Raw genomic sequence first — 25,022 nt, forward strand, 5'->3', positions numbered from 1 at the left:
CCTCCTAAATTAATTTCTCATAAGCTTTATAATTGCAATATTTTATGTGCTTTCTCTTAAAACAAGCCTTGTATCTAATATAATTCTGTTATCTCCATCAATTTTAGAGAACATCTTATTTAATAGGAGCTCAGCTGCCTGTTCACCTAATGCTTCTGTACCTAAGTCCACGGTAGTTATTCCTGGAGAGCTTATATAGCTCAAGGGAGTATTATCATAGCCAATAACCCCCATATCCTTGGGCACATGAACATTGTTGTTTCTCAAAGCAGAAATAAGAGCAGAGGCCATGAGGTCATTACAGGCTATCACAGCATCAGGTAGCTCCTCGTTGCTTCTCACCATCTTCAGAGCTATTTTCTCTATCTCACTAACAACCTTCAGGTTGTTACCCTTCTTAACCCTAATAACCTTATGGTAGCCTATATCATATGCTTTCAGTATATCGCTATAAATAGCTTCTCTAATATCCAAGGAGTGAGATCTCTGTCCTCTTAAAAGAGCAATTCTCTTCTTCCCCTGGTTAACAAAGCATTCTAAGGCTTTTTCCATACCATTTCTTTCATCGTAAAAAATGCCTTCAATTTCTAGCTGAACCTTAGGATCATGCGAACCTATTATAATAAGTGGTAGCTGTTCTGAAAGAGCTGTAAGGTAGCCAGATTTAATATTATCTAAAGATGGGTCAATAAGAATAAGTCCATCTACCTTTCTTTCCAGAAGCTCCTTAATATATTCCTGTTCCACTTCAAAATTACCATCAGTGGTGGAGAGCTGAACATGATAGTTCTCCTCAATGAGCTTTCTTTGTAAATCCTCCACAATAGAAGAAAAAAACCAGTTGGTGATACTTGGTACAATTACACCAATAATCTGACTCCTTCCTGTTATGAGTCCTCTGGCTAAGGGATTAGGCTTAAAATTCAGTTTTTTTATTGCAGCTTCCACCTTCATTTTCGTAGAGATTTTAACTGGATAATTATTATTAATTACTCTTGAAACGGTAGTAATAGAGACTCCAGCTTCTCTAGCTACATCATTTATAGTTGCCATAATCATCAGCTCCTCGGTTATAGAAAACCTTTTCTATAACATTATAATAAATAGTTCTAATGATTTCAATAGCTTGTAAAAACTTTTACATCTTCTACATAATCAACAAAAAGGACACCCAATTACAACAGCTTTTGGATGTCCTTAAAACCATATTTTATTATTTATTTCTCAATATATATTCTTCCATAGCTTCAGCAACTACCTTTGCATGAGCAGCAGCCTGAACTACAGTTTTGGCTCCAGTAACTACATCACCGGAAGCAAAGACTCCTTCTCTTGTGGTGTGACCCTTATCATCAGTTAATAACAGTCCCCACTTATCTGTATTTAAACCAGTAGTATTTGCTACAATGTTATTTTTGGGAGACTGACTAACAGATATTATGATAGAATCACAGCTGAATAATCCTGTTTCTGCCTCTTCTCCCTCAGGATTATTTGTAGCTTCATATATTATACCTTCTTCTGTAAGCTCCAGTGGTGACTTAAACAGCTCAAATTTTACACCTTCATCAAGGGCTCCCTGAAGCTCAGCCTTAGTAGCTGTTATTTCATCCATACCCTTTCTATAAAGGATAGTAACCTCTTTAACCCCATTTCTTTTTGCCGTTCTAGCCGCATCCATAGCAACATCCCCAGCACCTATAATACCCAATCTATCTCCTAATTTATATACCTCAGGAGCTTTTAAGTAATCTATAGCATAATGAACATTGCCTAGGCTTTCTCCTTTTATATTTAAGGTTTTTGGATTCCAAACACCAGTACCTATGAATATCGCCTTATAGCCATCATAAAATAACTTATCTAAGGTTAGTACTGGACCAATTAATGTATTAGGTCTTATTTTAACCCCAAGCTCTATAAGCCTAGCTTCATAATGCTCTAATATGCTTTTTGGAAGCCTAAATTCAGGAATCCCATATCTTAAAACTCCACCTATCTTATCGTGAGTATCAAATATAGTAACCTTATAGCCCTTCTGTGCCAGTATAAAAGCAATTGTTATACCCGCTGGACCTCCTCCAACTATAGCAACCCTTTCCTCTTTGTCAGCTTCTTTATCCAGCTTTATATTTTCTAAATAATATTTTGATACGTGCTTTTCTATATCACAAAACCTAACAGGCTCAGATTTAATTCCTTTAATGCAATTACCAAGACATTGGCTTTCATGAGGACATACAATTGCACAGACTAAAGATAATGGATTATTCTTAAATAATATCTCTCCAGCCTTAGCTATCTGTCCTTTACTAAATTCTTCAATAACCTCTGGAATAGATGTGCTTATAGGACAGTTATTTTTGCACCTAGGGTTCTTGCACCTTAAACATCTATCCGCTTCTACTACCAATTGTTTCATATTCTCAATCTTCTCCTTTATTAATATAACGGTATACATTATAACATCATATACATATACTTTTAAAGTTATGTTATTTAATAAACAAAGTATTAGAAAGTACTAAATAATCAAACTATTAATAATTTAGCAAAACACTATCTTATAGTACTAATTCTCCCAAGTATTTCAAGAAGCATTGTTTAACCCATTCCTTATTTTTATATATCTTCCACTATATACTTCAATATATATAAATCTAGGCAACATATACCATTTTATACAGAAGAGCATTATCAAAATTATAACAATCTAAAAATAAACTTATTATGCTTTATAAACCAAAACTCTCGATGCTATTATCACGGTTCTTTAATTCTTTTCACTATTTAAAGTCTCAAATAATAGTATGCTGCATTTATTCAATCCAATTCAAAAATCTACTAATAAGCTTAGGAGGAAAAAGATGTATAAAATTACTAAAAGGAGCCAAGGCACAAGACATATACCAGTCCATAGTGCATTAGCTCCTTTTATTTCTATCTATAAGGCTTATTTATTAGCTTTCTCTTCAATATGCTTAGCAAGTTTATTTGCAATTTCCTCTATTGCTGCCTGGTCTTCGCCTTCAAGCATTACTCTTACTAAAGGCTCAGTACCAGAAGGTCTTATAAGAACACGACCTCTTCCCTGCATTTTTTCTTCAATCTCTCTTATTTCTGCTGCTATTTCCTCATCAGCTATATGGATGTCCTTTTTATTATTAGGAACCTTAGCATTGACCAAAACCTGAGGAAGCTCTGTCATACAAGCAGCAAGCTCTGATAAGGTCTTTTTGCTTTTCTTTACTATAGAAGCCAGCTGAAGAGCTGTAACTAATCCATCTCCAGTGGTATTAAAGTCTAGGAAGATTATATGACCGGATTGTTCTCCTCCAAGCTTGTAATTATTCTTAAGCATTTCTTCTAGAACATATCTGTCTCCAACCTTTGTTTTAATTCTCTTGATATCATCCTTATCGCAGGCTATATCAAGTCCTAGGTTACTCATAACAGTCACCACAAGGGTATTATCCTTAAGCCTTCCATGATCTCTTAGATATTTGGCACAGATAAGCAGTATATAATCACCATTTATTAGCTTACCTGTTTCATCTACAGCAAGACATCGGTCTGCATCTCCATCAAAGGCAAAGCCCATATGACATTTTTTTCTTACCACGTAATCCATAAGCTCTTCAGGATGAGTGGATCCACAGTTTTCATTTATATTTACTCCATCTGGATTATCATTTATAACAACAACCTCAGCACCTAATTCTCTGAAAGCTTCAACAGCAACCTGATAGCTTGCTCCATTAGCACAGTCTAGAGCTATCTTAAGACCTTTTAAATCAGCTCCTATGGTTTCCTTGGCAAAATCCTTATAATCCTCAAGAGCAGTGGCTTCCTTTACCGTTCTTCCTATATTACTGCCTACAGGATTAGGGACATTTTTAAAGTCCTCTTCTATAACCTTTTGTATCTCATCCTCCAGCTCATCGGAAAGCTTTAATCCTCTATTATCAAAAAACTTTATTCCATTAAACTCCACAGGATTGTGAGAGGCAGAAATCATTACACCGGCATCGGCACCATATTCCTTTACTAAATATGCAATTGCAGGAGTAGGTATAACTCCAAGAGATACAGCTTCAGCTCCTACTGATAATATTCCTGAGATTAGTGCTGCTTCTAGCATATCTCCAGATATTCTCGTATCTCTTCCTACTAAAATCCTTGGTTTATGAGTGCCCTCTGTTAATACAAAAGCCCCTGCTCTTCCTAATGAATAGGCAATACCTGCAGTGAGTTCTGTATTTGCCACTCCTCTAACACCGTCAGTGCCAAACATTCTTCCCATAATATCTTCCCTTTCTACTTTCAATTTTCCTGTATTACTAACAACAATTATAATATATTTTATAAATATAAACAATGTAATAAGAGCATAACCCCCATTCCCCTGTTGATTATACTCTTAAACCCTATCTATTTATTATATAATTTACCAGGGAATATATTCCATAAAACAATGTGTCATCCTCTACATCAAAGTATGGTGAGTGAAGAGGATGCTTGCCTTTTAATTCGCCAGTAACTCCCAATCTAAAATGCACTGAAGGAACCTCTAAAGCAAAAAATGCAAAATCATCAGCACCAAAGGTCTTATCTATAGGAAGTACATTTTCTTCTCCTAATAACTCCTTTGTTATCTTTATGAATCTCTCTGTTACCTTAGGCTCACTTATTACAGGAGGATAACCAAATACATAGTCAACCTCAGCGCTGCAGCCATAGTTCTCCGCAGCATTGACAGCTGTAGCCTTTATCATTTCTGCTAGCTTATATCTTAAAGCTTCATCAAAGGTTCTTACGGTACCCATAAGCACTATATCCTTTGGTATAACATTAGTTGCCTTTCCACCATTTATAGCTGTAAAGGTAATAACATGCTCATTCTGAGGATCTATCTGACTCCTGGACTTTATGTTAACTCCTTGAATTATTTCCATGGCTGGGTAAATTGGATTTTTACATTGATGAGGCATAGCCGCATGACCACCTACACCCTTAATAGTAATTATAAAGTCATCCACAGAACCCATAGAAGGGCCAGCTTCCACCTGGATTTTTCCTATTTCCAATCCTGGCCATACATGATAGCCTATGGCCTCCGTTACCTTTGGCTCTAAGAGTGCCCCCTCCCTTATCATTGGAAGAGCTCCCCCTGATCCTCCTCTGCTGGTTGGAATAAGAACTTTACACAGCCATCATAGCCAATATCTTTAAGGACCATCATAGTACCAAGAGCTATACCCATGTGGTAATCATGTCCACAAAGATGGCTAACACCATTTATAGGAAGAGCATCCATATCAGCTCTTACAGCAATAGCTTCCTCTCCTTCATTTAGAAGTGCTATAATCCCTGTGCCAGCACAGCGCTTACTTTTTATTCCTTCCTTTTCTAATACTTCCTCTAGAATTCTTTGAGTCTTAAATTCCTGAAAGGCAAGCTCTGCATTTTCATTAAGCTTAAGCCTTAGGGCCTTTATCTCTTCTAGTCTATTTTCAATAGCTTGCTTTATTTCCATATTAATATCTCCTTCTGTAAAACGTTCCACAGCTTAATTAGCAAATATATTCTAGCTTAAAAGCCCTGGGAACAGCAGCGCCGGTGTAATAAATAGCAGCTGCAGAATAAATATAAGAATTAAAAATTTCAATATCCACTTTCCCCATTTTGCAAAAGGTATCTTAGTTATACCTAAGGTTGCAATGAGAGTTCCTGAGGTAGGTATTATTAAGTCAGTAAAGCCATTACCAAACTGGTATATTAATATTGTTGCTTCTCTACTTATATCTACCAGCTCTCCAAGAGGAACCATTATAGGTATAGTAAGAGCGGCTTGTCCAGTACCTGATCCTACAAAGAAATTGATAACTGACTGAACTATTAGCATTACATAGCCTGATAAAAGATGTGGTAGAGGTTCTATTATTCTAGAGAGTCCATAGAGTATAGTATCCATAATATGTGCCTCATTACAAAGGATAACTATACCACTGGCAAGTCCTACTATCATCGCTGCTCCTGCCAAATCCTTTGCTCCAGTAATAAAGTTTTCTGCAATATCATTAGCAGACATTTTATTTAATATACCAGCTATTATTCCCAGTCCTATAAATATGCCAGCTATCTCATTTATATACCATTCATACCTTAGAACACCAAATACTATTAAGCCCATGCTTAAAAATAGAGCTACCAGCACTAGCTTCTGCCTTAGTGTAATTTCCTTTTCTTCTTCCTCTGTGGTTAAATGTAGCTCCTGTCTTCTCTTCTCATCTTCTTCAAACATTATACTGCTTTCAGGATTATTCCTTACCTTTTTAGCATATAACATAAGATATACTGCTGCCACAGCAGTAAAAATAAGCCAAACAACAGTCCTATAGCCCATTCCTGCCTTCATAGGCATCTCTGCTATACCCTTAGCAATACCTACGGTAAATGGGTTCAGCATAGCAGAGGAAAAACCTACAGTAGCACCCACAAACACCATAGCCATACCAGTAATAGAGTCATATCCTAGACCCAGAGCCAGAGGCACAAATATCGCAGCAAATGGTATTGTTTCCTCTGCCATACCAATTACCGCTCCACCTAAGGAGAAGATGCAGATTACTATAGGAATAATTAATATTTCTCTTCCCTTAAATCTTTTAACAACCTTTAATATACCCGCATTAATGGCACCTGTTTGCTGAATTATTCCAAAGGTTCCACCTACTACAAGAATAAATGCTGCTACATCAGCCTTTTCCACAAAGCCCTTTAAAGGAGCCATCAAAAGATCCAAAAGACCCTGAGGATTACTTGCTATATATTTAAAGGAATCAGCGTCAACCACTGTCCTTCCTGATGAATTAACAACTCTATCGTATTCTCCGCCTGGTATTATCCAAGTAAGAATAGTAATTAAAACCAAGATACCAAATATTATTACAAAAGTATGTGGTACCTTAAAGGATTTTTTCTCTTTGTTTTTGTTCACACCTATCACCCTTCTACATATTTTTATCATTAGTTGAAATAGCTTTTATATTATTGCATAATTATAATTCATTATCAATAGTAAATATAGTTAAAAGCGCATAATCAAAATAAAAATTGAATAAGCCTAGCGAAGTATGTATATTTATACACTTTCCTTAGGCTTATTAATTATAAAATAACTATTTATCTAAATTCATTAAATACTCTTCCATAATTCACTATATAATCCTCTGCCCTTAAATCACAGGCTTCTCTTCCTTCGTTGAAAATATCTTTTTCTCCTCTAACCCTCTTTGGCAATTCCCAAGAATAATCCCTAGTAATCTTTCCTCTTCTTTCCTTATCTCTCATAAATTCTCCTCCTTTATTCTCCTAAACGAACTTGATTCTTTACCCTGCTCTTCTCACTTACCTCGAGAGAGGTCTTATACTCTAAATTTTCTATGGTACAGCCTGGTCCGATTATAACCTTATCTCCTCGTACCATCTTTGCAGTGGTATTTTCAAGATATAACACATCCCCTTCAATAACCTCTGCTCTTAAGCTTCCTTCGTCATAACCAAAGCTAAAAAGACTCTGCAAAAATCCACCTATATTATTACGACCTGTTTTAATGGTTATTTCCTCACCGCCAATTTCCTTAGCTTCACACCTACCCCTTATGGCTATATCAATTTTATCTGCATTTAAAAGCTCTTCTATCTTAAATATCCCATCACCATAGAAGCGTTCACCTTCCAGCCCAAAGGCTGTGATTATACCTGAAAGCTTAATAATATCTGCTTCTATCTTTTTTGCTATAGCTATGGATCCTGATATGGACACTTCTTCGCCCTTTAACCCGCCATCAATTTTACAGGAACCTGAGGTTGATATAGACTTACACTGAAGATCACCTAAAAAATTACCTGCTCCACTAATGGAAACCTCCTGACAATAAGTTGCACCTTCTATCTTTCCCGATCCACTTATAGATATATCTTCAGCCTTTACCTCCCCCTGAATTCTACCGGCTCCACTTATAGTTAACTGCCTACAGTCTATACTCCCAGTAACCTTCCCTGCTCCACTGATTTTGACATTGTTATAGCTTCCACCTCCCACACTCCCTGATCCAGATATCTTTAAATCTCCTCTATTTTCAAAACCTCTGCCTTCCATCATTCTGCCTCCCTATTTAATAATTTAGTTTTTAAGCTTTCAATTTTACCTGCCATTTCAATATCTATTACTACCTTAGCTTCATCCTCAACTATAAAGTTAAAGGGCATAGCTCCAAATAAGGTTACTCCTATACCATACTTCCTTAGATAAATTAACCTTAAAGGCTTTTCCTCTTTTTTACCCTTAGCTGCCTTATAGGTATTTATTATTTTGATACCTTCATCAAAGCTGATATCACCGGTTTTAATAATACTATCCAGGAGATGAAGCTCCATTATAACCTCAAAATCATAACTTTCATTACTTCCAAAGTTTCTCTCATACAAACTAAGAACAGGATCTGAAACAATGTTACTCTTAAGAAGTTCATCTCTATTCAACAATATTTCTGCTGGCTTCAAGGAAAACTGTTCCGCCAGCTCATCTAAGGACTGGTCATCCTTCAACGCTTTAATTTTATTGATTCTTTCCAATATCTTATCCCTTGGAAAAAAGGTCTCCTGCCCTGTATAGGAGGATTTTTTTATAAACCATTCCTCTGGAATTATATTTTTTCGTTTCCATCTATATAACTGACCATAGGATATATCCGTCATCTCCAACAATTCTTTTTTAGATATTAACTTTTCTTCCATATAACCCCTCCATGAATACATCGTAACATAACATTGTTTCGTTGTAAATATATTTTTTACCAATTTTCTAAAATTATACATATCATATTTTTAACCTTCAGTTTGCACCCGTGGATCTCATCAATATATATATAATATCAAATAAAAAAATCCAGTAGATTCACCTCTACTGGATAATAAAATACTATTAACTAAAAACTTTTTATTTATTATTCAATAACCCTTCAATTATTTTTAAATCTATAATTGTATCGAATGAATAGCGGCAACCCTCAATAACGCTCATCTTATCATTAAGAAAAAAAATAACTACGTTACTTGCTCCTTTAAAATCACCAATATCTTCAAAAATGCCAAAATCATCAAAAAATACCTTTTATGAAATTCCATATATATTGATAATTGGGACTGAAACTTACTGCTTCTATTACAATAAACATTCCTATCAAAAAAACCATCCAAATTCCCAAATATATCTTTTTTGATTTTCTAATTGTCTTTTTCATACCTTCCATTATCTCATCATTTCTGAATATCTCTAGCAAATCATCTTCTGTCAAAATTTCATTATAGTTCCGTTTTAGCTGTTCATAACTATCAATAACCTTTTGAATTTCATAACGTGACTGAAAATAACAGATAATCAAATACACAAAAGATCCAATTAAAACGCACTCTATTAAAATAGTTATTTCTCTTGTAAAAACATTATTTAAGGGTTGACTAGAAACAATGTTAGCTAAAATAACTGTGAACATAAACCCAAAAATTGCAAATAAGTTAGATTTAAATTTATCTAGTAATCCTGTTGCATATTCTCCAGTTTTAGATACAATATCGCTTATAAATTCAGCAACTTTATTTTTCAATTCCAAATATTCCTTAACATTATCTTTTAAATACAGATTATAATTAGATTGTATTGAAGCTATTACTTTTTCGTCCATTTCAATTATAGAAACATACTTACAATGTAAACTGATAACATTTCGGGCTATTATTGCCTTATCAATAGCACTTCCACCAGTATAAATCCAATTATATATTCCATATAATATCTTGTTATTAGGTAAGTTCTTTATATCGCAACAATATTCCAAAGTTCGCTGTCCGTTAATAACTCCTTTTAATTGAGTTCCACTTATAGTAGCTGATGTTGCAATGAAACTGATCGAAAGCAATACTGATAATTTTTGAAATATCTCGCTTAACGGATTATTTTTATAATCAATAGTGATTTTAAAATCATCTGGTAACACTTCGTAAGTATCAAAATTATAAAAATACGATACTTCTTTGCAGTCTTCAATCCTTTGTATTCTACTAAAATCTGGAGTTATAACTTCATTTCCTTGTGTCACAAAAAACATTGTTTTAGTAGCAAACATGGGTATGGGACTGTATACATCGAAAATCAAAAAAGTTGAAGATTGTTTTAATAAATTTGAAAACGCACTCATTACATCTTCTATTGATAAAGATAAAATATCTTTTACAAAATCATCAAACGAATAAATTGAAAAATGATTTTCTTTTACTTCCTTATCTATTCTTATTCTTACAATAATTACTTCATCTTCAAGTGTATTTTCTATAAATTCTTTATATGCTTCTTCACTTACTAACGAACCTGAGGCATCAAAAACTCTTTCACTATCATCTTGTAAAGTTATCTTTATTTTATCTCTCTGAGGGATATTTTCTATTATGTTGGAAAAATAATTATATTCCGGTGCATTTTCGATATCAAAATAAAACGAGGTTTCATATACTTTCATTCTTTCAGAAGTAACAATATCTTTTATTACTGCTGTGTTTATTAACTCTGTAAGCATACTAGCACCTCCTAATAATATTATTCATGCAAAAATTTCTTAAATGTCAAATCATTATCTGTTTTTATTTTAATATATCTGTTCCCATCTCTATCTCTATAAGCCTTAATAGTCTCATCAATATTATCTATCGCATCTGTGATTTTTAGTTGAATCCCTTGGCAGACATCATAGACTTTTCTTATTCTTGCATTTATTAATGATGATACCACACTAAATTGCTTATCAAACTTATGTTTTTCGGGTAATTCCTTTATTTTATCTATAATTTTCTCCATTTTTTCTTGCTCTAATTCTACTGGATTATAATTCCCCAATGTACTTTGTACCATAGTATCGTAATCTATGTAATCATTGGTTTTAAAATAATGTATCAGAGAATTTCTAAGTAAAAGATGGTCTCTAGGGGCAATATTTTTTATATTTCTATTTAAAGCACTTTCAATCGCACGAAATGCTTTCTCAGTATTTACTTCGTCACTCACAACTTGGTCTAATTCTAAAAAATCATCAAACCAATACTTAGCAACAGTATTCGAATATATATTAGCTGAAAAAGTAGTTGCTGCTATATCTTCTATCTCAAAAACACAAGACTTCCAAAGTTTTTTCATATCCTTGGAAAAGCCCGATTTAAAGCTAAAATCTGATTCATCTACAAAATCTGTATGTTCAACCTTCGCTAGCAAATAAGTATACTTATCATTTTCTACATCATATAAGAGGGCTTGAATTAGACTTCCTTTTTGAACGTTTATATCCATATGAGCAACTTTATTTTGAGCTTCACGTTCTTTTAATAATAGTCGATGTGCTATGTAATCTATCTTCTCCGTTACAATTTCAGAATCAATCTGATTTTTAACAATATCTATAACACAATTTATTACTTCGGTGTTTGCTGAACGCGTCTTATATTCACGAATAGAAGTATTGCTATTTACGTAAGTAATCAGTTGCCTTACATAATCAGAAAACGTTTCCGGAGTTTCCCTTACATAAACAACATTATTTTCATAATCTATAATTCTTATTGTTTGCATGACAATTTCCATACTAATCCCCCAAAATACTTTTTTTTCATTATACCACATATTGGAAGTTAGTAAAATATAAAACATTATTGTCATACAAATACATCTATATGTTCTTTACAATTAAGACTACTTAATTACATTAAGTAGCTTCTGAATAATACTTATTTAAACTTCTAATTTTTTGCATATATCATATGCATTAAAATCAACCCCTGTTCTCTCACAATACCAACACTTGATTCTATATAATAAAATACTAATAACCACAAAAAAAGTTATCACTAACAAATATATTCTTATTTCACAACAATATTTCTTAGCGAAAACTCCTTAGTTTAAAATAATAGATTCCATATGTAACTTGTAGGTTATCAAATCGCTGCTTTTAATCACTTAAATCTTGATTATATCTCCAAACATAGGTAGCCCTTCACAAATATAAATATATCTCATATTCTAAATAATTAATATGGCTCAACTAAATCTATCCTATTAAATATTTTTCATATCAGACAAAGCAGATTAAAAAATTAATCAGTTCTGTACAGAATGCTTGTTTATAATCTCTATATAAGATATTTCTGACTACTTTTTATCACCTTTGTATTATATCTTTGCAAGATTAGAGATACTATCTTAACTTTACTAAAATTTTGAAGGACACTTAATTGAACTCACTTCCCTAATGCCATTCTTATAATAGTATATGCATTTATTGCTATATATGGTGTATATCATTATATATATTTTATATTAATAATACTAATTTTAGACTCTTCCAATGTCATTAACATCTCTTAACCTAATTATTTTAGTTATTGGTAGTATATTATATTTTTTCTCTCACACAATCTTTTATACTCTTACTTCTTACCTCTTACCTGCTTTTTGCTTTTCTCTCTTACATCTTAGTTCTTACTTCCTACTTCTTACCTTTTCTCTATTCTCTATTCTCTATTCTCTATCTCTATCTCTATCTCCTATAATTAACAATTCCAATCCCAAACGCCACCAAAGCAACGGATATAGCTATATTTATAGTAAAAGTCTCCGATGGAATAAAAATTGCTGAAAGTACTGCTCCAGACACTGGTATTATAAATCTATATACACTTATCTCTCCTGCTTTATTGTATTTTAAAAGTGTAAACCATAGAGCAAAGGCTACAGAAGATAATAATGCAGAATATACAAGCAACCCTGCTGCTAAGGGAGTAAAGCTTTCTACAAGATATACCATCCTGGGAGCTCCTATCCCTAACATCAGCAATGAGCCAAAAAGTAATTGATAGGAAGTTATAAGTAAAGGTGAAATTTCTACACTTAGCTTTTTAACATAGATGGCACATAGAGCACCGATGAGAGAAGAAATCATCAAAAAACCTTCCCCATATAAAGTAATGCCTCCTGTGAAATCTCCACTCCAGTTAGTTAAAATGATGCCGGTAAAACCAAAAATTATTCCTATAGCTTTGCTGCCGTTTATCTTATCATTCTTGTATATAAAATGCGCTAATATTATAGTAAAGAAGGTTTCAAGTCCCTGTATAATTGAAGACTTTATACCCGTAGTATTTGCTACCCCATTATAAAAAAGAATATACATAAGGCCTGTCTGCACTAATCCCAAAATAAAAAGCCTTGCTAAATCCTTTTTCTTAAGCTTTAAGGATTCCTTGGCCACAAGCGCCGTAAACAATAAAAGTACTAAGGAAGCTAAAAAGAACCTTAGTCCTCCCAAGGCAATGCGTCCCAGTACATCTCCTGACGCAAACCTTAATTCTGCATAGCTTATCTTAAGCACCGGAAAAGCACTTCCCCATAATATACAGCTTATTATACTAAAAATTAAAGGAAAAGGCTTTTTACTAAATATATTTTTATCCATTAAAACACCCCCAGCTATTACTTCGAATTCTTCATCTCTATATATGCCATATTTATAGATTAACTTATGCAGCATAAATAATGATATCATATCTTCAAATTAATTATATTTTTATCCCAGAGGTATGTCCACTTTTATTATGAACATTCCTATATAAGAATGAAAAAGACCACACCAAAGCGGTGCAGTCTTCTTAATTCTTAATCACATATCTGAGTACAATGATTTCTAATCTACTATGAGCAGTCAATAGTCTCATTGCATTTCACAACTATATTTATAGGTTCTTTACCTGTCAGTTCCCTGCTTCTAGCATCGGGCTGTGATTCGCCGATGTAGATTGTGTATGTGCCTTTCTCTACCTTTCTTATTCCATCCTCATTACATAAGGAAAATGCTGATAAAGGCAGAAAAATACTAACTTCCTTCACTTCCCCAGGCTGTAGCTCAAGTTTTTTCATTCCCTTAAGCTGTGGATTTGGTGTACCATCTTGTTCTGCTTTCACATATGCCTGAACTGTTGTTCTTCCAGCATATTTTCCTGAATTCTTCACATGACAGCTTACCTTTATTCCCTCTTCAGTGATGCTCTCGTTAGACACCTGCACCTGGGATATTTCATAATCTGTATAGGACAGCCCATATCCAAAAGGATATAGTGGCAATGTATTCATATATCGATAAGTTCTATTTTTCATAGAGTAATCAGTGAACTCAGGAAGCTCCTCTGTAGTTCTATAGAAGGTTACGGGAAGCTTGCCCTCAGGCACAGAATCTCCAAATAGTGTTCTAGCAATTGCTGTACCACCCTGACTACCAGGATACCATCCTTGAATAATAGCAGGGATATGTTCATCTGCCCAGCTCACCGCCAGAGCACTACCAGATAGTAGCACAAGTACTACTGGCTTTCCACAGCTATATATAGTTTCCAGCAGCTCCTGCTGCAGTCCAGGAAGGCTCAAGTTCGGTTTATCTCCACTGGCAAACTCGTTTCCTGTATCCCCCTCTTCCCCCTCTAGATCAGCATCCAATCCAAGGCAGGCAATAATCACATCGCTCTCATTGCAGACTGCTTTAACCTCGGAAATCCTATCGTTATCTCGTGCAAGCGCTGATACTTTCTTCTTATACAGGTGACAGCCTTCAGAATAGAGAACTCGTACATCCTCACCAAGGTAATCCTGAATTCCTTCAAGTACTGTTACATAGCGTGATGCTGTCCCCTCATAATTTCCTTGTAAAGCCCTACGATTATTGGCATTAGGACCTATCACGCCTATTGTCCTGATCTCTTCCTTCTTCAGAGGAAGCATATTGTCTTTATTCTTAAGAAGCACTAGAGTTTTCTCTGCAATCTCCAGGTTCAGCTTCTTCATTTCATCACTATCTACCACAGAATAAGGAATCTGATTAAATGGAACCTGTTTTTTATCATCAAAAATTCCCAGCTTCATACGAGTAGTAAAGAGCCTTTCACAGGCCTGTGTAATTATGTCCTCTGATATGAGCCCCTCTTCCACTGCCTGTACCAGGTAGACAAAAAGAGTACCGCAGTTCACATCACAGCCAGCAGATACCGCCAGTGCTACAGAATCAATGGGACCAGAAGTAACATGATGCCCCTCGTAGAAATCTTTTATAGCCCAACAGTCTGTGACTACATGTCCGTCAAAGCCCCATTTATCCCTGAGAATATCCTTTAAGAGTGTTTTGCTTCCATTACAAGGCTCACCATTCACTCGGTTATAAGCCCCCATTACTGACTCTACTCCAGCCTCCTGTACTAGCGATTGAAAAGCCGGTAAATAGGTTTCATATAAATCCTGCTGTGTCACTCTTGCATCAAACTCGTGGCGCAGCTCCTCTGGACCAGAATGAACTGCAAAATGCTTAGCACAGGCAGCAACCTTAAGATAATTTGGATCTTTCCCCTGCATACCCTCAACATATCTTACGCCAAGCCTTGAAGTAAGGTATGGATCTTCTCCATAGGTCTCATGACCTCTTCCCCATCTAGGGTCACGAAAGATATTAATGTTTGGCGACCACATGGTCAATCCCTTATAAATATCATGATCCCCATATTCCTGCTGTATATTAAATTTAGCCCGGGCCTCAGTAGCTATAGCATCACCCAAGGTTTCCATCATATCCTCATCGAAAGCAGCAGCCAAAGCTATAGCCTGAGGAAACATTGTAGCCACACCAGCTCTTGCGACACCATGAAGTCCCTCATTCCACCAATTGTAAGCTGGAATACCCAGCCTCTCAATGGCTGGAGCATCATGAAGCATCTGGAACACTTTTTCCACCAGGGTCATCTTCCCTACAAGGTCTTTGGCACGTTTTTTATATTCATTAATCTGCTCTTTATTATCTCTTAGCTGCATAGCTTCTCTCCTTTATTTTAAAATTTTCATCGCCTCATTTGTATATAACTAATTACAGCATCAATGTTGCTGCTATTTTTACTTTTTACAGTTTCACCAACATACATTTCAGAATCAAACTGAGCTTCTTTGTCTCGGGTAACTGAATAATAAAAAGAATCCTGATGAATTTCTTCCATTCTTTTCAGATATCCATTCTGCTGCAATTCTTCCATCTCCTGCTTCGGCGCAATGACTATATCAAGCTCATCTGCCAGCAGGCGAACAGTAAACGCTTGCTTCTGGTCAATATCGCTTTCCATATAGGATGAGATATCACATTCTCCCTCAAGGGCAATCTTTAGATCACTCCTAAACCTATTAGATGTCTCTTTAGATAAATAGTCATCTAATATCATGACGCGGATTGCATATTCATTTTCAGACCCAAAAACAGACTTAACAAAAACAGCCCCCACAAAAAGAACAATCACCATAATTACCAGAGTCAGCCCGTAATATTGTATTATCCATTGAGTTTTCTGGAATATGGACATGCTTTTAAATTTATTCCAGTTCATTCTTAATGTTTCCTTTCATTTGTTCTGTCTTATGAAATATGCTGAGCATTACTTTAGCTATAAGGTATCCTGGATATGCAAATCCGTAGAGAAACCAAAACCAGAAAAAGTAATCTGATAACAGCATTAATACCACGGGGGAAACCATCATAATCACTATTCCAACGCTTTTCGGAAAAAATGCAAAGGATAGCATCACTGCATTTTTCACTGTCTGTCCAATACCGTTTTCGTACCTTACAAACAAAAAAAACATATAATTCATTACCATGAATGTAAAAGAAACAGCAGCTGCAATTGCAACTCCGGAAACTATTTTCAAATCACCGTAATTATCCATTGCTCCCCCTTGCCACAGATAAAAGTTATACAAGCATATCAGGAGGATGACCAAAATACATCCCCATACCTTTGTCGCCTGTTTAAAACTTTCCCGAAAGCTTTGGAAAAAGTCTCTAGTGATGCTGTAGGAATCATCTGCTGCCATCTTAATCAGCACTGCATTCATGGCTGTGAAAGAAGCACCTGCCGTTATAATAGGTAGTGCACAAACCAGAGTCAGGATATTCACCCATATCAGATCCACAAGCTTGCCAATGGTTCGAAAGAGTATATTATCCATATTGAAGGCTTCCATGGCTTACCCCTTCACACTGCCCAATGCAACACCGGCAATAATATATTTTGACAATAAGAAATAAATAATGAATAACGGCAAAACTGTGAGAGTTAGTCCAATATAAATAGCACCGTATTCCGTTTTATAAATATCACCCTTCAAAAGGCTGATCATAATAGGCATCGTATACTTATCCTGCCTAGTTAATAAAATCAACGGTAGAAACAGGTTGTTCCAGCTGCTAACAAAGCTAAAAATCGCCTGGGTAGCAATAGCTGGCTTCATAATTGGAAGAACAATACGATTGAAGGTATAAAATTCTTTAGAGCCATCAATTCTACCAGCATCAACAATCTCCAAGGGGAGTGATGAAAGCATAAATTGTCTCATAAAGAACACCGTCGTTGGTGCTGCAATTGCTGGCAAAATCAGAGGAAGAAAGCTGTTTGTAAGCTGGATTTTATACATAAACTGATAGAAACCAATAGTAATCATCTGCGTCGGAATCATCAGAACTGCCATAATAAATGTGAAGAAAGGTTGTCTCCACTTCCACTGATATACCACAAGAGCATAGGCTGTCAGGGTTGAGAAATACACTGCACAAATCGTAGCACCAGTAGAAACAATCATAGAGTTTATAAAACCCGTCATAGGATTAAAGCTTTTACCGGTTAATATAGCGAAATTCTTAAATAAATGTGTTGAGGGGATTAATGATACTGCATGTCTTTGTATTTCTGTTGTACTTCTTGTGGAATTAACCACCATGATAACGAATGGCATGATGCTTAAAATAGCCAGAATGGAGCATACTACATATACAAAAATCATCAACACTCTCGAAGTTTTTTGCTTCATCTTTAAACCCCCCCTTCTGCCTTAAGCTCTATATTTTTTTGCTTCTCAGCTTGCTTCTGAAGCTTTCTTTGTCTTATTGCATATCTATCTCTCATAAGGAAGAATACAATTGCAGAGAAAATACTAATTATTATAAACATAATCATACTTGCAGCCGCAGCTCGGTTATACATATAACTTCCGCTAAAGGCTTGATTGTATATAAATACACTGGATGTTAACGTTGCGTTATCCGGACCACTCTGAACAACAAGAAGCTTTGGAATATCAAACATCTGAAGACCACCTATAAGACTTGTAATAAGTGTATAAATTAGGATTGGTCTGAGATTTGGCAGTGTAATAAATCTGAACTTTTGCCAACCTGTGGCTCCATCAAGACCTGCCGATTCAAACATTGTAGGATCTAAGCCCAGAATACCAGAAATCAATACTATCATAGTGTACCCGTACCACATCCAGAACTGAATAAAGGCAAGAACTCCCCTAGCAACCCATTTTTGCTGCATAAACTGAATTGGACCATCTGCAAGACCGAACCTCACAACAAGATCATTAATTGGACCCATAGGATAGCCAAAAAGAGCTCCGAATAATATTGCTACGGTAGCTGCTGTTATAATATTTGGCATATAGAATACAACTTTAAAAAAACCCTGTCCTTTCACTTTAAACAGAGTACCTGAAAACCACGCTGCAAGAACAAGGGCTAGTAATATCTGAGGAATAAAATTCATAGTCCATAACAGGAAGGTATTGGCCAGTGCCTTCTGGAAAGTAATGTTGTTAATGATCAACTTGAAATTTTCCAATGGGTTTGGCAGAAAATTAAATGTTGTCCTTCCAAGCCCAGCAAAATCCGTGAATCCTATTATAGCAGTATATATAACTGGATATAGTGTAAAAACACAAAAAGTGATCACAAAGGGAGCACTAAATATATATCCATATCTCGCGTAGGAAAACTTATTCTTTTTCATAATGACCTCCTCTAAGCTCAGGATCAGTATCCTTTTAAAAAAAGAGGCAATCCATAAGTATGATTGCCTCCCCTGACAGGTTACTTATTCTACAGTAACGCTAAGGTTATCAGCGATCTGCTGTTTAAAAGCTTTTATAGCTTCATCCTTTGTTTTATTTCCAGCGGTGTATTCACGCACCTGATCTCTCCAATAGGAGTTGATTGTTTCATCATACTGAGTAAGATTTTTACCATTTGCATTTTCGTTAGCTGGAACGAATACATCAAACATATTCTGTCCGCCTAGGAATTCTAATTCTCCATTGGACTTTTTAAGTACAGCTCCGGAAGCAACAACGTCTTTTGTTCCCACTTTGCCTTCTTCCATAGTTCCATTAGCCCAACGATACTGAAGACCATTTTCAGATGTATCAAGAGTTATCCATTCAAGAATTTGTGCAACAGCTTCTGCCTTCTCCTTATCCTCTTTCACAGCCTTATTTGCTAATAACCAGGTGCCTCCCCAGAAGAATCCGATTGGAGACTCACAAACTGCCCAGTCACCATAGGTTCCTTCTCCAGGTTTTTCTCCACCACTATTGTCTGCTAGAGTATAGTTAATCAACCATGCAGGTCCGAAGAAACCAAATACAGGCTTTGCTCCTTCTCCCTTCATATCTGCAAACCAAGCATCCTGCCAGTCTGCTGTATCATTATGATATCCTTTATCTTTTAATTCTTTTGATAGATCCATAAATTCTTCTCTCTTAGGGTCAATATTAAACTTACCGTTTACTACCCAACCCTTATCAGAGCTATTTTCAACGGCATGCCAGAGGTCACCATCACCGGACACAATAGCATTACCTTTTCCTTTTAATGTCTCTGCAGCCTCAAAGAACTTGTCCCAGCTGCCTGAGCCTCCGCCAATGATTTTTGAAATTTCTACTGGATCGTCTGTACCAAAGGTGTCCTTAGCTATGGAGCGACGATAAATAAAAGCACCGCCTGTAGCCTGATATCCAAGGCCAACAACCTTACCATCTGGATTGGTTCCAAGGTCAACACTATACTGAGCAATCTCAGCTTCCTTTATCTTATCGTTTACATTAATTCCAAGCTCCTCATAAGGTAATGCATATGAGTACGCATCTCCCTGAGAGTACTTAATTATGAAGGCTGCTTCAGCGGTATAAATATCTGGTGCATCCTTACCCCCAGATGAAAGTGCCTGATCCAGTGCTGGCTGATATGCACCTTCGGTGGTAGCTATAATTGTAGGGTTGATTTCATATTCGAAATCAGGATGTAGCTCTTTAAATCTCTTTATCATGTTTGGAACTTCATCTGTAAATGCATAGAGATTTATAACTTTCTTTTCAGATTTGCCGCCACCGCCGCCACTGCCGCTGTCGCTATCGCTATTACATCCAGCTAGTCCAAACACCATCAAAGCTGCCATCATCATTGCTAGTGCTTTCTTTTTCATTTTACTTCCTCCTCCTTATAATTACGAAACTCATAACACACCTTAAATTATATATAATACTTTAATAAGGCTATATCATATTCTTTGACTTAATATCATTATTATGCTATAATGTTACCATATATTGGATGAGTTGAGAGGTGTTAAATATGAGTTGGAGCAACGAATGGTATCGTAGTGAATTCATTAAACACGAGATAAGAGAACCCCATCGCGCTATTGAAAAGGAGTTCCTTTTTTATAATGCCGTAGCCAACGGCGATATAGAATTTGTCCAGAAAGACATCAAGGATAAAAACTTCACTAAAATGGAGGATATGGGAGTACTTTCCGAAAATAAACTTCAGAATCTTCGCTATCACTTTGCTATATTTTCTGCCATGACTACCCGCTGTTGTGTTTTTGCTGGTATGGAACAGGATAAAGCCTATAATCTTAGCGATTACTATATTTCAAGAATGGACAAGTGCAAGACACTAGAAGAAATTTCTGATCTACACGATATAATGTCCATAGACTTATGTACACAAATGATGAAACTTAAAAAAAGCCAAATATTGTCCAAGCCCATCGTACTCTGTATAAATTACATCTACAACCACATTCATTCCCGTATCACACTAAAAGAACTAGCCGATTATCTAAAAATATCGGAAAGCTATCTATCAAAGCTATTCAGCAAAGAGATGGGAACCTCAGTAAGTAAATTTATTCTCAATGAAAAAATCGAAAAAGCTAAAAATCTTCTACGTTACTCAGATCTCTCTATCAGCGATATCTCCAATTATTATTCCTTCTCATCAGAAAGTCATTTTATCCAAGTATTTCGCCAAAATGCCGGGCTAACCCCGTGCAAATACCGCTCCCAGCACTTCCGAGCCAATTGGGAAGAACTAAATTCCGAGCTCTATTCAAAAGTAAGCAAATAAAAAACAAAACTTAAATCCACCAAAAAACTGGGCACCTCCCCACATGGAAGGTGCCCAACTCTATATCTACTACCTCTTCTATCTTTTTATCTATTTATCTTTTATCTTCTTATCTTCTTATCTTTTATCTATTTATCTTTTATCTTCTTATCTTCTTATCTTTTATCTTTTTATCTTTTGCCTCTAATCTTTTGCCTCTAATCTCTTATCTCTTTGCTCTTTGCTCTTTGCTCTTATCTATTCTCTCTTCTCTTTTCTCTATCTTTTAAACTCTTAGCTCTTAGTCCTTACTTTTTACCTGCTCTTTTCTCTATTCTCTCTTCTCTATCTTAAACCTCCGTATCATATCTCCCCTCATTCTCCGTCAAGTTACGATAATTTCCCAAGGCAATCTTATTATAAACCTCCTTAGTAGGCATCAGCCAAATCTCTCCTGTTCCTCTGTAAACATTAACTAATCCTTCTCCAGAGGCAGCAGAACCTATAAGCGACTTAGAGGATTTTTCAACGGTAAATTCTATGTCTCCAGTTCTTAAAAGAGCAAAATTGCCATCTACCTTTAATGTATCATTAATGAGTACGACCTTTCTTATCTCATGCTCTGGTACTGGAAGCTCCAGGGCAGCAACACCACTGCCCTCAAGCTTAGTTTGAAACAAACCTTCATTCCCAAAAAATGCAGATGATATATTTTTTTGCATGGCAGCCCCCACCTCTATTCCTTCTTCGCAGGCATAGAAAAGGCCATCATCAATAATTACCTCATCATCCTCCAGCTCAATAAGAGCATAGTGGCCAAAGGAAGGCTCTAAATATATCTCTCCTGTTCCTGTATATAAGGGTTTAATAGCACTTTCTCCAGTAGCCCTGCTGCTCATTAGCTTTTTACCAAGACCAATTATCACACCAAGTCCTGCCCTAAGGTCTATCCTTCCCTTCATATAGCTTAAGGCTCCTGATTGTAGCCTTACAGAGCTATCCTCCAAAATTATCTTAACCTGCTTTAAGGTCATTCCTATCTCTCTCATAAAATACATTTGTTCCGCAGAGGCTATATCTAAGCTACCGGAGAGAGTTTCATATTCTAAAATTTGAAAGGTAGAGTCTCCTGTCATTTCTGAAAGAATCTCAAGGTTATTGGTTATTTTTAAATTAGTCCTCATAATTCCACACCCTTTTTCATCATTATCTCAATTATATGACAATTAAATGTATAGTTACAATGATTATCTATAACCTTATATAATGATGAATAAAATAAAAGTTAATTATGAGGAAATAGCATTAACGCTTATTGCTGCGTCTCCATATTTGCATTTTTTCTGCTTCTTTAATCAATTCTTCTCTAAAATCAGGATGAGCTATTGAAATAATCGCTTCAGCTCTCTGCCAGGTTGTTAAACCCTTAAGGTTAACCTTTCCATACTCTGTAACTAAATATTGTGTATTTGTTCTTGTATCTGTTACTACGGAACCTGTGTTTAGAGTTGGCATAATTCTAGACCTAACTTGTCCATCTCTTGTCTTATAGGTTGATGAGCAGCATATGAAGCTCTTTCCACCATTAGAAAGATATGCTCCTAAAACAAAGTCAAGCTGTCCTCCAGCACCACTTATATGCTTTACCCCAGAGGATTCGGCATTTACCTGACCAAACAAATCCACATCCACAGCATTATTAATTGAAATAAAGTTATCCAAGGCGCTTATAACTCTAACATCATTTGTATAATCCACAGGAGCACTTAAGCATGCCTCATTATTATTTAAATAATCATAAAGCTTTTTTGTACCTGCACCGAAGGCATAGGTTTGCTTAAACTTATCAATATTCTTGCAGGAACCGTCTATCTTTCCCTCCAAAGCTATATCTACAAAGGCATCTACATACATTTCCGTGTGAACTCCAAGATTCTTAAGGTCAGATTTAGCTATTAAAGAACCAACGGCATTAGGCATTCCCCCTATACCTAGCTGAAGACATGCTCCATTAGGAATTTCTTCAACGATTAGCTTTGCAACAATTTCATCTATATCCTGTGGCTTTGAGGATCCAAGCTCTGCAAGCTCTCCATTATCACCTTCAACTATATAATCTATCTTGGATATATGTATTTTTTCTCCTCCAGCCTTCCCTCCGAGACACAAAGGCATATTTTTGTTAACTTCTACTATAACAACCTTAGCCTTATTACATACAGCCTCCATGTGTGAAGCACTAGGACCAAAGTTAAAATAACCGTTTTCATCCATGGGTCCAACCCTCAACATAGCTACGTCTAAGGGATCTTTAGAATCACGATAGTATCTTGGTAATTCAGAATATCTTATTGGAGCATAAAATGCAAAACCTTGACTTATAGCCTTCCTCTCAATTCCAGACATATGCCAGCTATTCCAAGTAAAATGCTCTTCAGGATTGGTAATTTTAAAAATTTCTGGGGCCTTTAACAGCACACCTCCACGGATTTTTACATCATGAAGATTTATAAGTCTTGCTGCTAAGGCTCTGTCTAGAGCCTCAGGAGTTCCAGTGCACCAGCCATAATCTATCCAATCACAGGACTTAACAACTTCAACAGCTTTCTCAGCAGTTACTAGCTTAATAGAATATTCTTTGTTTAAATTCATATATATATTTTTCTCCCATCTATAATTGTATTATTTAGTCTATCTGCTAAGTCGTCGATTATTATATTTTATTTGAATACTGTGCCTGCTCTTGTTGTCCCTTAGATATACCCATGTACTCAAGTGCAAAGGATTACTTTTGACTCTACGCTCCTCCTTTCTAATTAAATTTAAATAAACTTATCCCATTAAAACTCATATTATTGGTATAAATTGTATTATTTTCTCAATATTCTGAATATTTTCCAGATATTGTTTTTTACAAATCTTTATAATTAACTTAGTTTATGTCTTATAAGTATATCTTTACATTTTCATTTTATTATGATTTTTTCCATAGGTCAATCCTAAGGAGATTACCAAAATAGATTTCCTAAAAGTAACTAGTTATATTAATCTAAAGGGGTATGAGATTAAATATAATCTCATACCCCTTATTTCTACTCATCTTTATCTCTATATTAAGTAAGCAATACTTCAACCTGTGTATCTACTAAAGCTGCTCCTCTTTCTAGTGCAAGCTTATTCATTTCATAATATCTCTCTTTTCCATGCTCTTTCAAGGCTTTTAACAGCTCCTCTATAGATATAATGCCTGTCTTCTTTACTAAAGCTCCCAAAAGCACCATATTTGCTATGGTCTTGCTACCTATTTCTTGAGCTATAGCTTGAGCTGGAATTTTTATAGCTTCAATATCAGTTCTCACTACGTCACGATTTACCATGTCCTCATCGATTATAATGGTTCCACCTTTTTTTACGCTCATCTCAAATTTATCTAAGGAAGGCTTATTCATTACTATAAGAGTATCAGGTGTTATTACAATAGGAGAGCCCACCTGGTCATCTGTGATTATTACTGAACAGTTACAGGTTCCACCTCTCATTTCAGGCCCATAGGAGGGAAGCCATGATACATTTTTTCCCGCATCCATTCCGCCATAAGCTAAAAACTTTGCCATGGACAGTATTCCTTGTCCTCCAAAGCCTGCAAATAATATTTCCTGCATTGCCATA

The 25,022-nt window shown here is 35.6% G+C and carries 20 protein-coding genes and 1 pseudogene; 1 reads left to right on the forward strand and 20 read right to left on the reverse strand.

The genetic code is table 11. The features are described 5' to 3' along the window. Positions 1-42 precede the first annotated feature (42 nt). From ACPWSR_RS01535 to ACPWSR_RS01615, 17 genes and pseudogenes are all read right to left on the reverse strand, one after another. Complete coding sequence (locus ACPWSR_RS01535; protein ID WP_426349936.1) at positions 43-1,053, reverse strand: LacI family DNA-binding transcriptional regulator; 1,011 nt, start codon at positions 1,051-1,053, stop codon at positions 43-45. Between the two features lie 160 nt (positions 1,054-1,213). Beyond that, entirely contained in the window at positions 1,214-2,422 is a 1,209-nt protein-coding gene (locus ACPWSR_RS01540) for an NAD(P)-dependent oxidoreductase (protein ID WP_426349937.1), read from the reverse strand. Positions 2,423-2,953: 531 nt separating this feature from the next. After that, complete coding sequence (gene glmM / locus ACPWSR_RS01545; protein WP_426349938.1) at positions 2,954-4,303, reverse strand: phosphoglucosamine mutase; 1,350 nt, start codon at positions 4,301-4,303, stop codon at positions 2,954-2,956. 124 nt (positions 4,304-4,427) lie between these two features. Next, positions 4,428-5,536 (reverse strand): annotated as a pseudogene (locus ACPWSR_RS01550) (M20 metallopeptidase family protein). A 51-nt stretch (positions 5,537-5,587) separates the two neighbouring features. Further along, positions 5,588-7,000 (reverse strand): YfcC family protein, encoded by a 1,413-nt coding sequence (locus ACPWSR_RS01555; protein WP_426349939.1) that lies wholly within the window; start codon positions 6,998-7,000, stop codon positions 5,588-5,590. A gap of 185 nt (positions 7,001-7,185) precedes the next feature. After that, positions 7,186-7,353 (reverse strand): hypothetical protein, encoded by a 168-nt coding sequence (locus ACPWSR_RS01560; protein WP_426349940.1) that lies wholly within the window; start codon positions 7,351-7,353, stop codon positions 7,186-7,188. A gap of 13 nt (positions 7,354-7,366) precedes the next feature. Beyond that, positions 7,367-8,167, reverse strand: a complete 801-nt coding sequence (locus ACPWSR_RS01565) for a polymer-forming cytoskeletal protein (RefSeq protein WP_426349941.1) — start codon at positions 8,165-8,167, stop codon at positions 7,367-7,369. After that, a complete protein-coding gene (locus tag ACPWSR_RS01570; RefSeq protein WP_426349942.1) occupies positions 8,164-8,802 on the reverse strand; it encodes a DUF4004 family protein in 639 nt (212 codons plus the stop codon). The genes ACPWSR_RS01565 and ACPWSR_RS01570 overlap by 4 nt, the downstream gene beginning before the upstream one ends. A gap of 362 nt (positions 8,803-9,164) precedes the next feature. Then, positions 9,165-10,637, reverse strand: a complete 1,473-nt coding sequence (locus ACPWSR_RS01575) for a hypothetical protein (RefSeq protein ID WP_426349943.1) — start codon at positions 10,635-10,637, stop codon at positions 9,165-9,167. 20 nt (positions 10,638-10,657) lie between these two features. Continuing rightward, on the reverse strand, positions 10,658-11,692 hold the full coding sequence (locus ACPWSR_RS01580; protein WP_426349944.1) for a hypothetical protein: 1,035 nt from the start codon (positions 11,690-11,692) through the stop codon (positions 10,658-10,660). Between the two features lie 955 nt (positions 11,693-12,647). Continuing rightward, entirely contained in the window at positions 12,648-13,562 is a 915-nt protein-coding gene (locus ACPWSR_RS01585) for a DMT family transporter (RefSeq protein WP_426349945.1), read from the reverse strand. A gap of 236 nt (positions 13,563-13,798) precedes the next feature. Continuing rightward, positions 13,799-15,955 (reverse strand): glycoside hydrolase family 3 C-terminal domain-containing protein, encoded by a 2,157-nt coding sequence (locus ACPWSR_RS01590; protein WP_426349946.1) that lies wholly within the window; start codon positions 15,953-15,955, stop codon positions 13,799-13,801. Positions 15,956-15,981: 26 nt separating this feature from the next. Further along, positions 15,982-16,515, reverse strand: coding sequence for a hypothetical protein (locus tag ACPWSR_RS01595; RefSeq protein WP_426349947.1), 534 nt, complete (start codon positions 16,513-16,515; stop codon positions 15,982-15,984). Then, a complete protein-coding gene (locus tag ACPWSR_RS01600) occupies positions 16,502-17,137 on the reverse strand; it encodes a YesL family protein (protein ID WP_426349948.1) in 636 nt (211 codons plus the stop codon). Before ACPWSR_RS01600 ends, ACPWSR_RS01595 begins: the two co-directional genes overlap by 14 nt. A gap of 18 nt (positions 17,138-17,155) precedes the next feature. Next, entirely contained in the window at positions 17,156-17,995 is an 840-nt protein-coding gene (locus tag ACPWSR_RS01605; RefSeq protein WP_426349949.1) for a carbohydrate ABC transporter permease, read from the reverse strand. A gap of 2 nt (positions 17,996-17,997) precedes the next feature. Continuing rightward, positions 17,998-18,975 (reverse strand): carbohydrate ABC transporter permease, encoded by a 978-nt coding sequence (locus tag ACPWSR_RS01610; protein WP_426349950.1) that lies wholly within the window; start codon positions 18,973-18,975, stop codon positions 17,998-18,000. A gap of 84 nt (positions 18,976-19,059) precedes the next feature. Continuing rightward, entirely contained in the window at positions 19,060-20,445 is a 1,386-nt protein-coding gene (locus ACPWSR_RS01615) for a hypothetical protein (RefSeq protein ID WP_426349951.1), read from the reverse strand. 149 nt (positions 20,446-20,594) lie between these two features. On the opposite strand from ACPWSR_RS01615, the gene ACPWSR_RS01620 reads away from it, so the two are divergent. Then, positions 20,595-21,374 (forward strand): helix-turn-helix transcriptional regulator, encoded by a 780-nt coding sequence (locus tag ACPWSR_RS01620; RefSeq protein ID WP_426349952.1) that lies wholly within the window; start codon positions 20,595-20,597, stop codon positions 21,372-21,374. Positions 21,375-21,703: 329 nt separating this feature from the next. Here ACPWSR_RS01620 and ACPWSR_RS01625 read toward each other — a convergent pair whose 3' ends face one another. The 3 genes from ACPWSR_RS01625 to ACPWSR_RS01635 form a co-directional block, all read right to left on the reverse strand. Then, positions 21,704-22,537 (reverse strand): AIM24 family protein, encoded by an 834-nt coding sequence (locus ACPWSR_RS01625; RefSeq protein ID WP_426349953.1) that lies wholly within the window; start codon positions 22,535-22,537, stop codon positions 21,704-21,706. Between the two features lie 121 nt (positions 22,538-22,658). Further along, on the reverse strand, positions 22,659-24,005 hold the full coding sequence (locus tag ACPWSR_RS01630; protein WP_426349954.1) for a butyryl-CoA:acetate CoA-transferase: 1,347 nt from the start codon (positions 24,003-24,005) through the stop codon (positions 22,659-22,661). A 461-nt stretch (positions 24,006-24,466) separates the two neighbouring features. Beyond that, complete coding sequence (locus ACPWSR_RS01635; RefSeq protein ID WP_426349955.1) at positions 24,467-25,021, reverse strand: 2-oxoacid:acceptor oxidoreductase family protein; 555 nt, start codon at positions 25,019-25,021, stop codon at positions 24,467-24,469. Position 25,022 lies beyond the last annotated feature (1 nt).

This window comes from Alloiococcus sp. CFN-8, assembly GCF_049943125.1.
Classification (GTDB): domain Bacteria; phylum Bacillota; class Clostridia; order Clostridiales; family Clostridiaceae; genus JAEXZL01.

Excerpts from the sequence above, each read along its gene's own strand:
- ACPWSR_RS01580 (WP_426349944.1), bottom strand. The coding sequence starts at position 11,692 with ATGGAAATTGTCATGCAAACAATAAGAATTATAGATTATGAAAATAAT.
- ACPWSR_RS01565 (WP_426349941.1), bottom strand. The coding sequence starts at position 8,167 with ATGATGGAAGGCAGAGGTTTTGAAAATAGAGGAGATTTAAAGATATCT.
- ACPWSR_RS01610 (WP_426349950.1), bottom strand. The coding sequence starts at position 18,975 with ATGAAAAAGAATAAGTTTTCCTACGCGAGATATGGATATATATTTAGT.
- ACPWSR_RS01615 (WP_426349951.1), bottom strand. The coding sequence starts at position 20,445 with ATGAAAAAGAAAGCACTAGCAATGATGATGGCAGCTTTGATGGTGTTT.
- ACPWSR_RS01590 (WP_426349946.1), bottom strand. The coding sequence starts at position 15,955 with ATGCAGCTAAGAGATAATAAAGAGCAGATTAATGAATATAAAAAACGT.
- ACPWSR_RS01535 (WP_426349936.1), bottom strand. The coding sequence starts at position 1,053 with ATGGCAACTATAAATGATGTAGCTAGAGAAGCTGGAGTCTCTATTACT.
- ACPWSR_RS01600 (WP_426349948.1), bottom strand. The coding sequence starts at position 17,137 with ATGGATAATATACTCTTTCGAACCATTGGCAAGCTTGTGGATCTGATA.
- ACPWSR_RS01605 (WP_426349949.1), bottom strand. The coding sequence starts at position 17,995 with ATGAAGCAAAAAACTTCGAGAGTGTTGATGATTTTTGTATATGTAGTA.
- ACPWSR_RS01540 (WP_426349937.1), bottom strand. The coding sequence starts at position 2,422 with ATGAAACAATTGGTAGTAGAAGCGGATAGATGTTTAAGGTGCAAGAAC.
- ACPWSR_RS01635 (WP_426349955.1), bottom strand. The coding sequence starts at position 25,021 with ATGGCAATGCAGGAAATATTATTTGCAGGCTTTGGAGGACAAGGAATA.
- ACPWSR_RS01630 (WP_426349954.1), bottom strand. The coding sequence starts at position 24,005 with ATGAATTTAAACAAAGAATATTCTATTAAGCTAGTAACTGCTGAGAAA.
- ACPWSR_RS01595 (WP_426349947.1), bottom strand. The coding sequence starts at position 16,515 with ATGAACTGGAATAAATTTAAAAGCATGTCCATATTCCAGAAAACTCAA.
- ACPWSR_RS01620 (WP_426349952.1), top strand. The coding sequence starts at position 20,595 with ATGAGTTGGAGCAACGAATGGTATCGTAGTGAATTCATTAAACACGAG.
- glmM (WP_426349938.1), bottom strand. The coding sequence starts at position 4,303 with ATGGGAAGAATGTTTGGCACTGACGGTGTTAGAGGAGTGGCAAATACA.
- ACPWSR_RS01575 (WP_426349943.1), bottom strand. The coding sequence starts at position 10,637 with ATGCTTACAGAGTTAATAAACACAGCAGTAATAAAAGATATTGTTACT.
- ACPWSR_RS01625 (WP_426349953.1), bottom strand. The coding sequence starts at position 22,537 with ATGAGGACTAATTTAAAAATAACCAATAACCTTGAGATTCTTTCAGAA.
- ACPWSR_RS01570 (WP_426349942.1), bottom strand. The coding sequence starts at position 8,802 with ATGGAAGAAAAGTTAATATCTAAAAAAGAATTGTTGGAGATGACGGAT.
- ACPWSR_RS01560 (WP_426349940.1), bottom strand. The coding sequence starts at position 7,353 with ATGAGAGATAAGGAAAGAAGAGGAAAGATTACTAGGGATTATTCTTGG.
- ACPWSR_RS01585 (WP_426349945.1), bottom strand. The coding sequence starts at position 13,562 with ATGGATAAAAATATATTTAGTAAAAAGCCTTTTCCTTTAATTTTTAGT.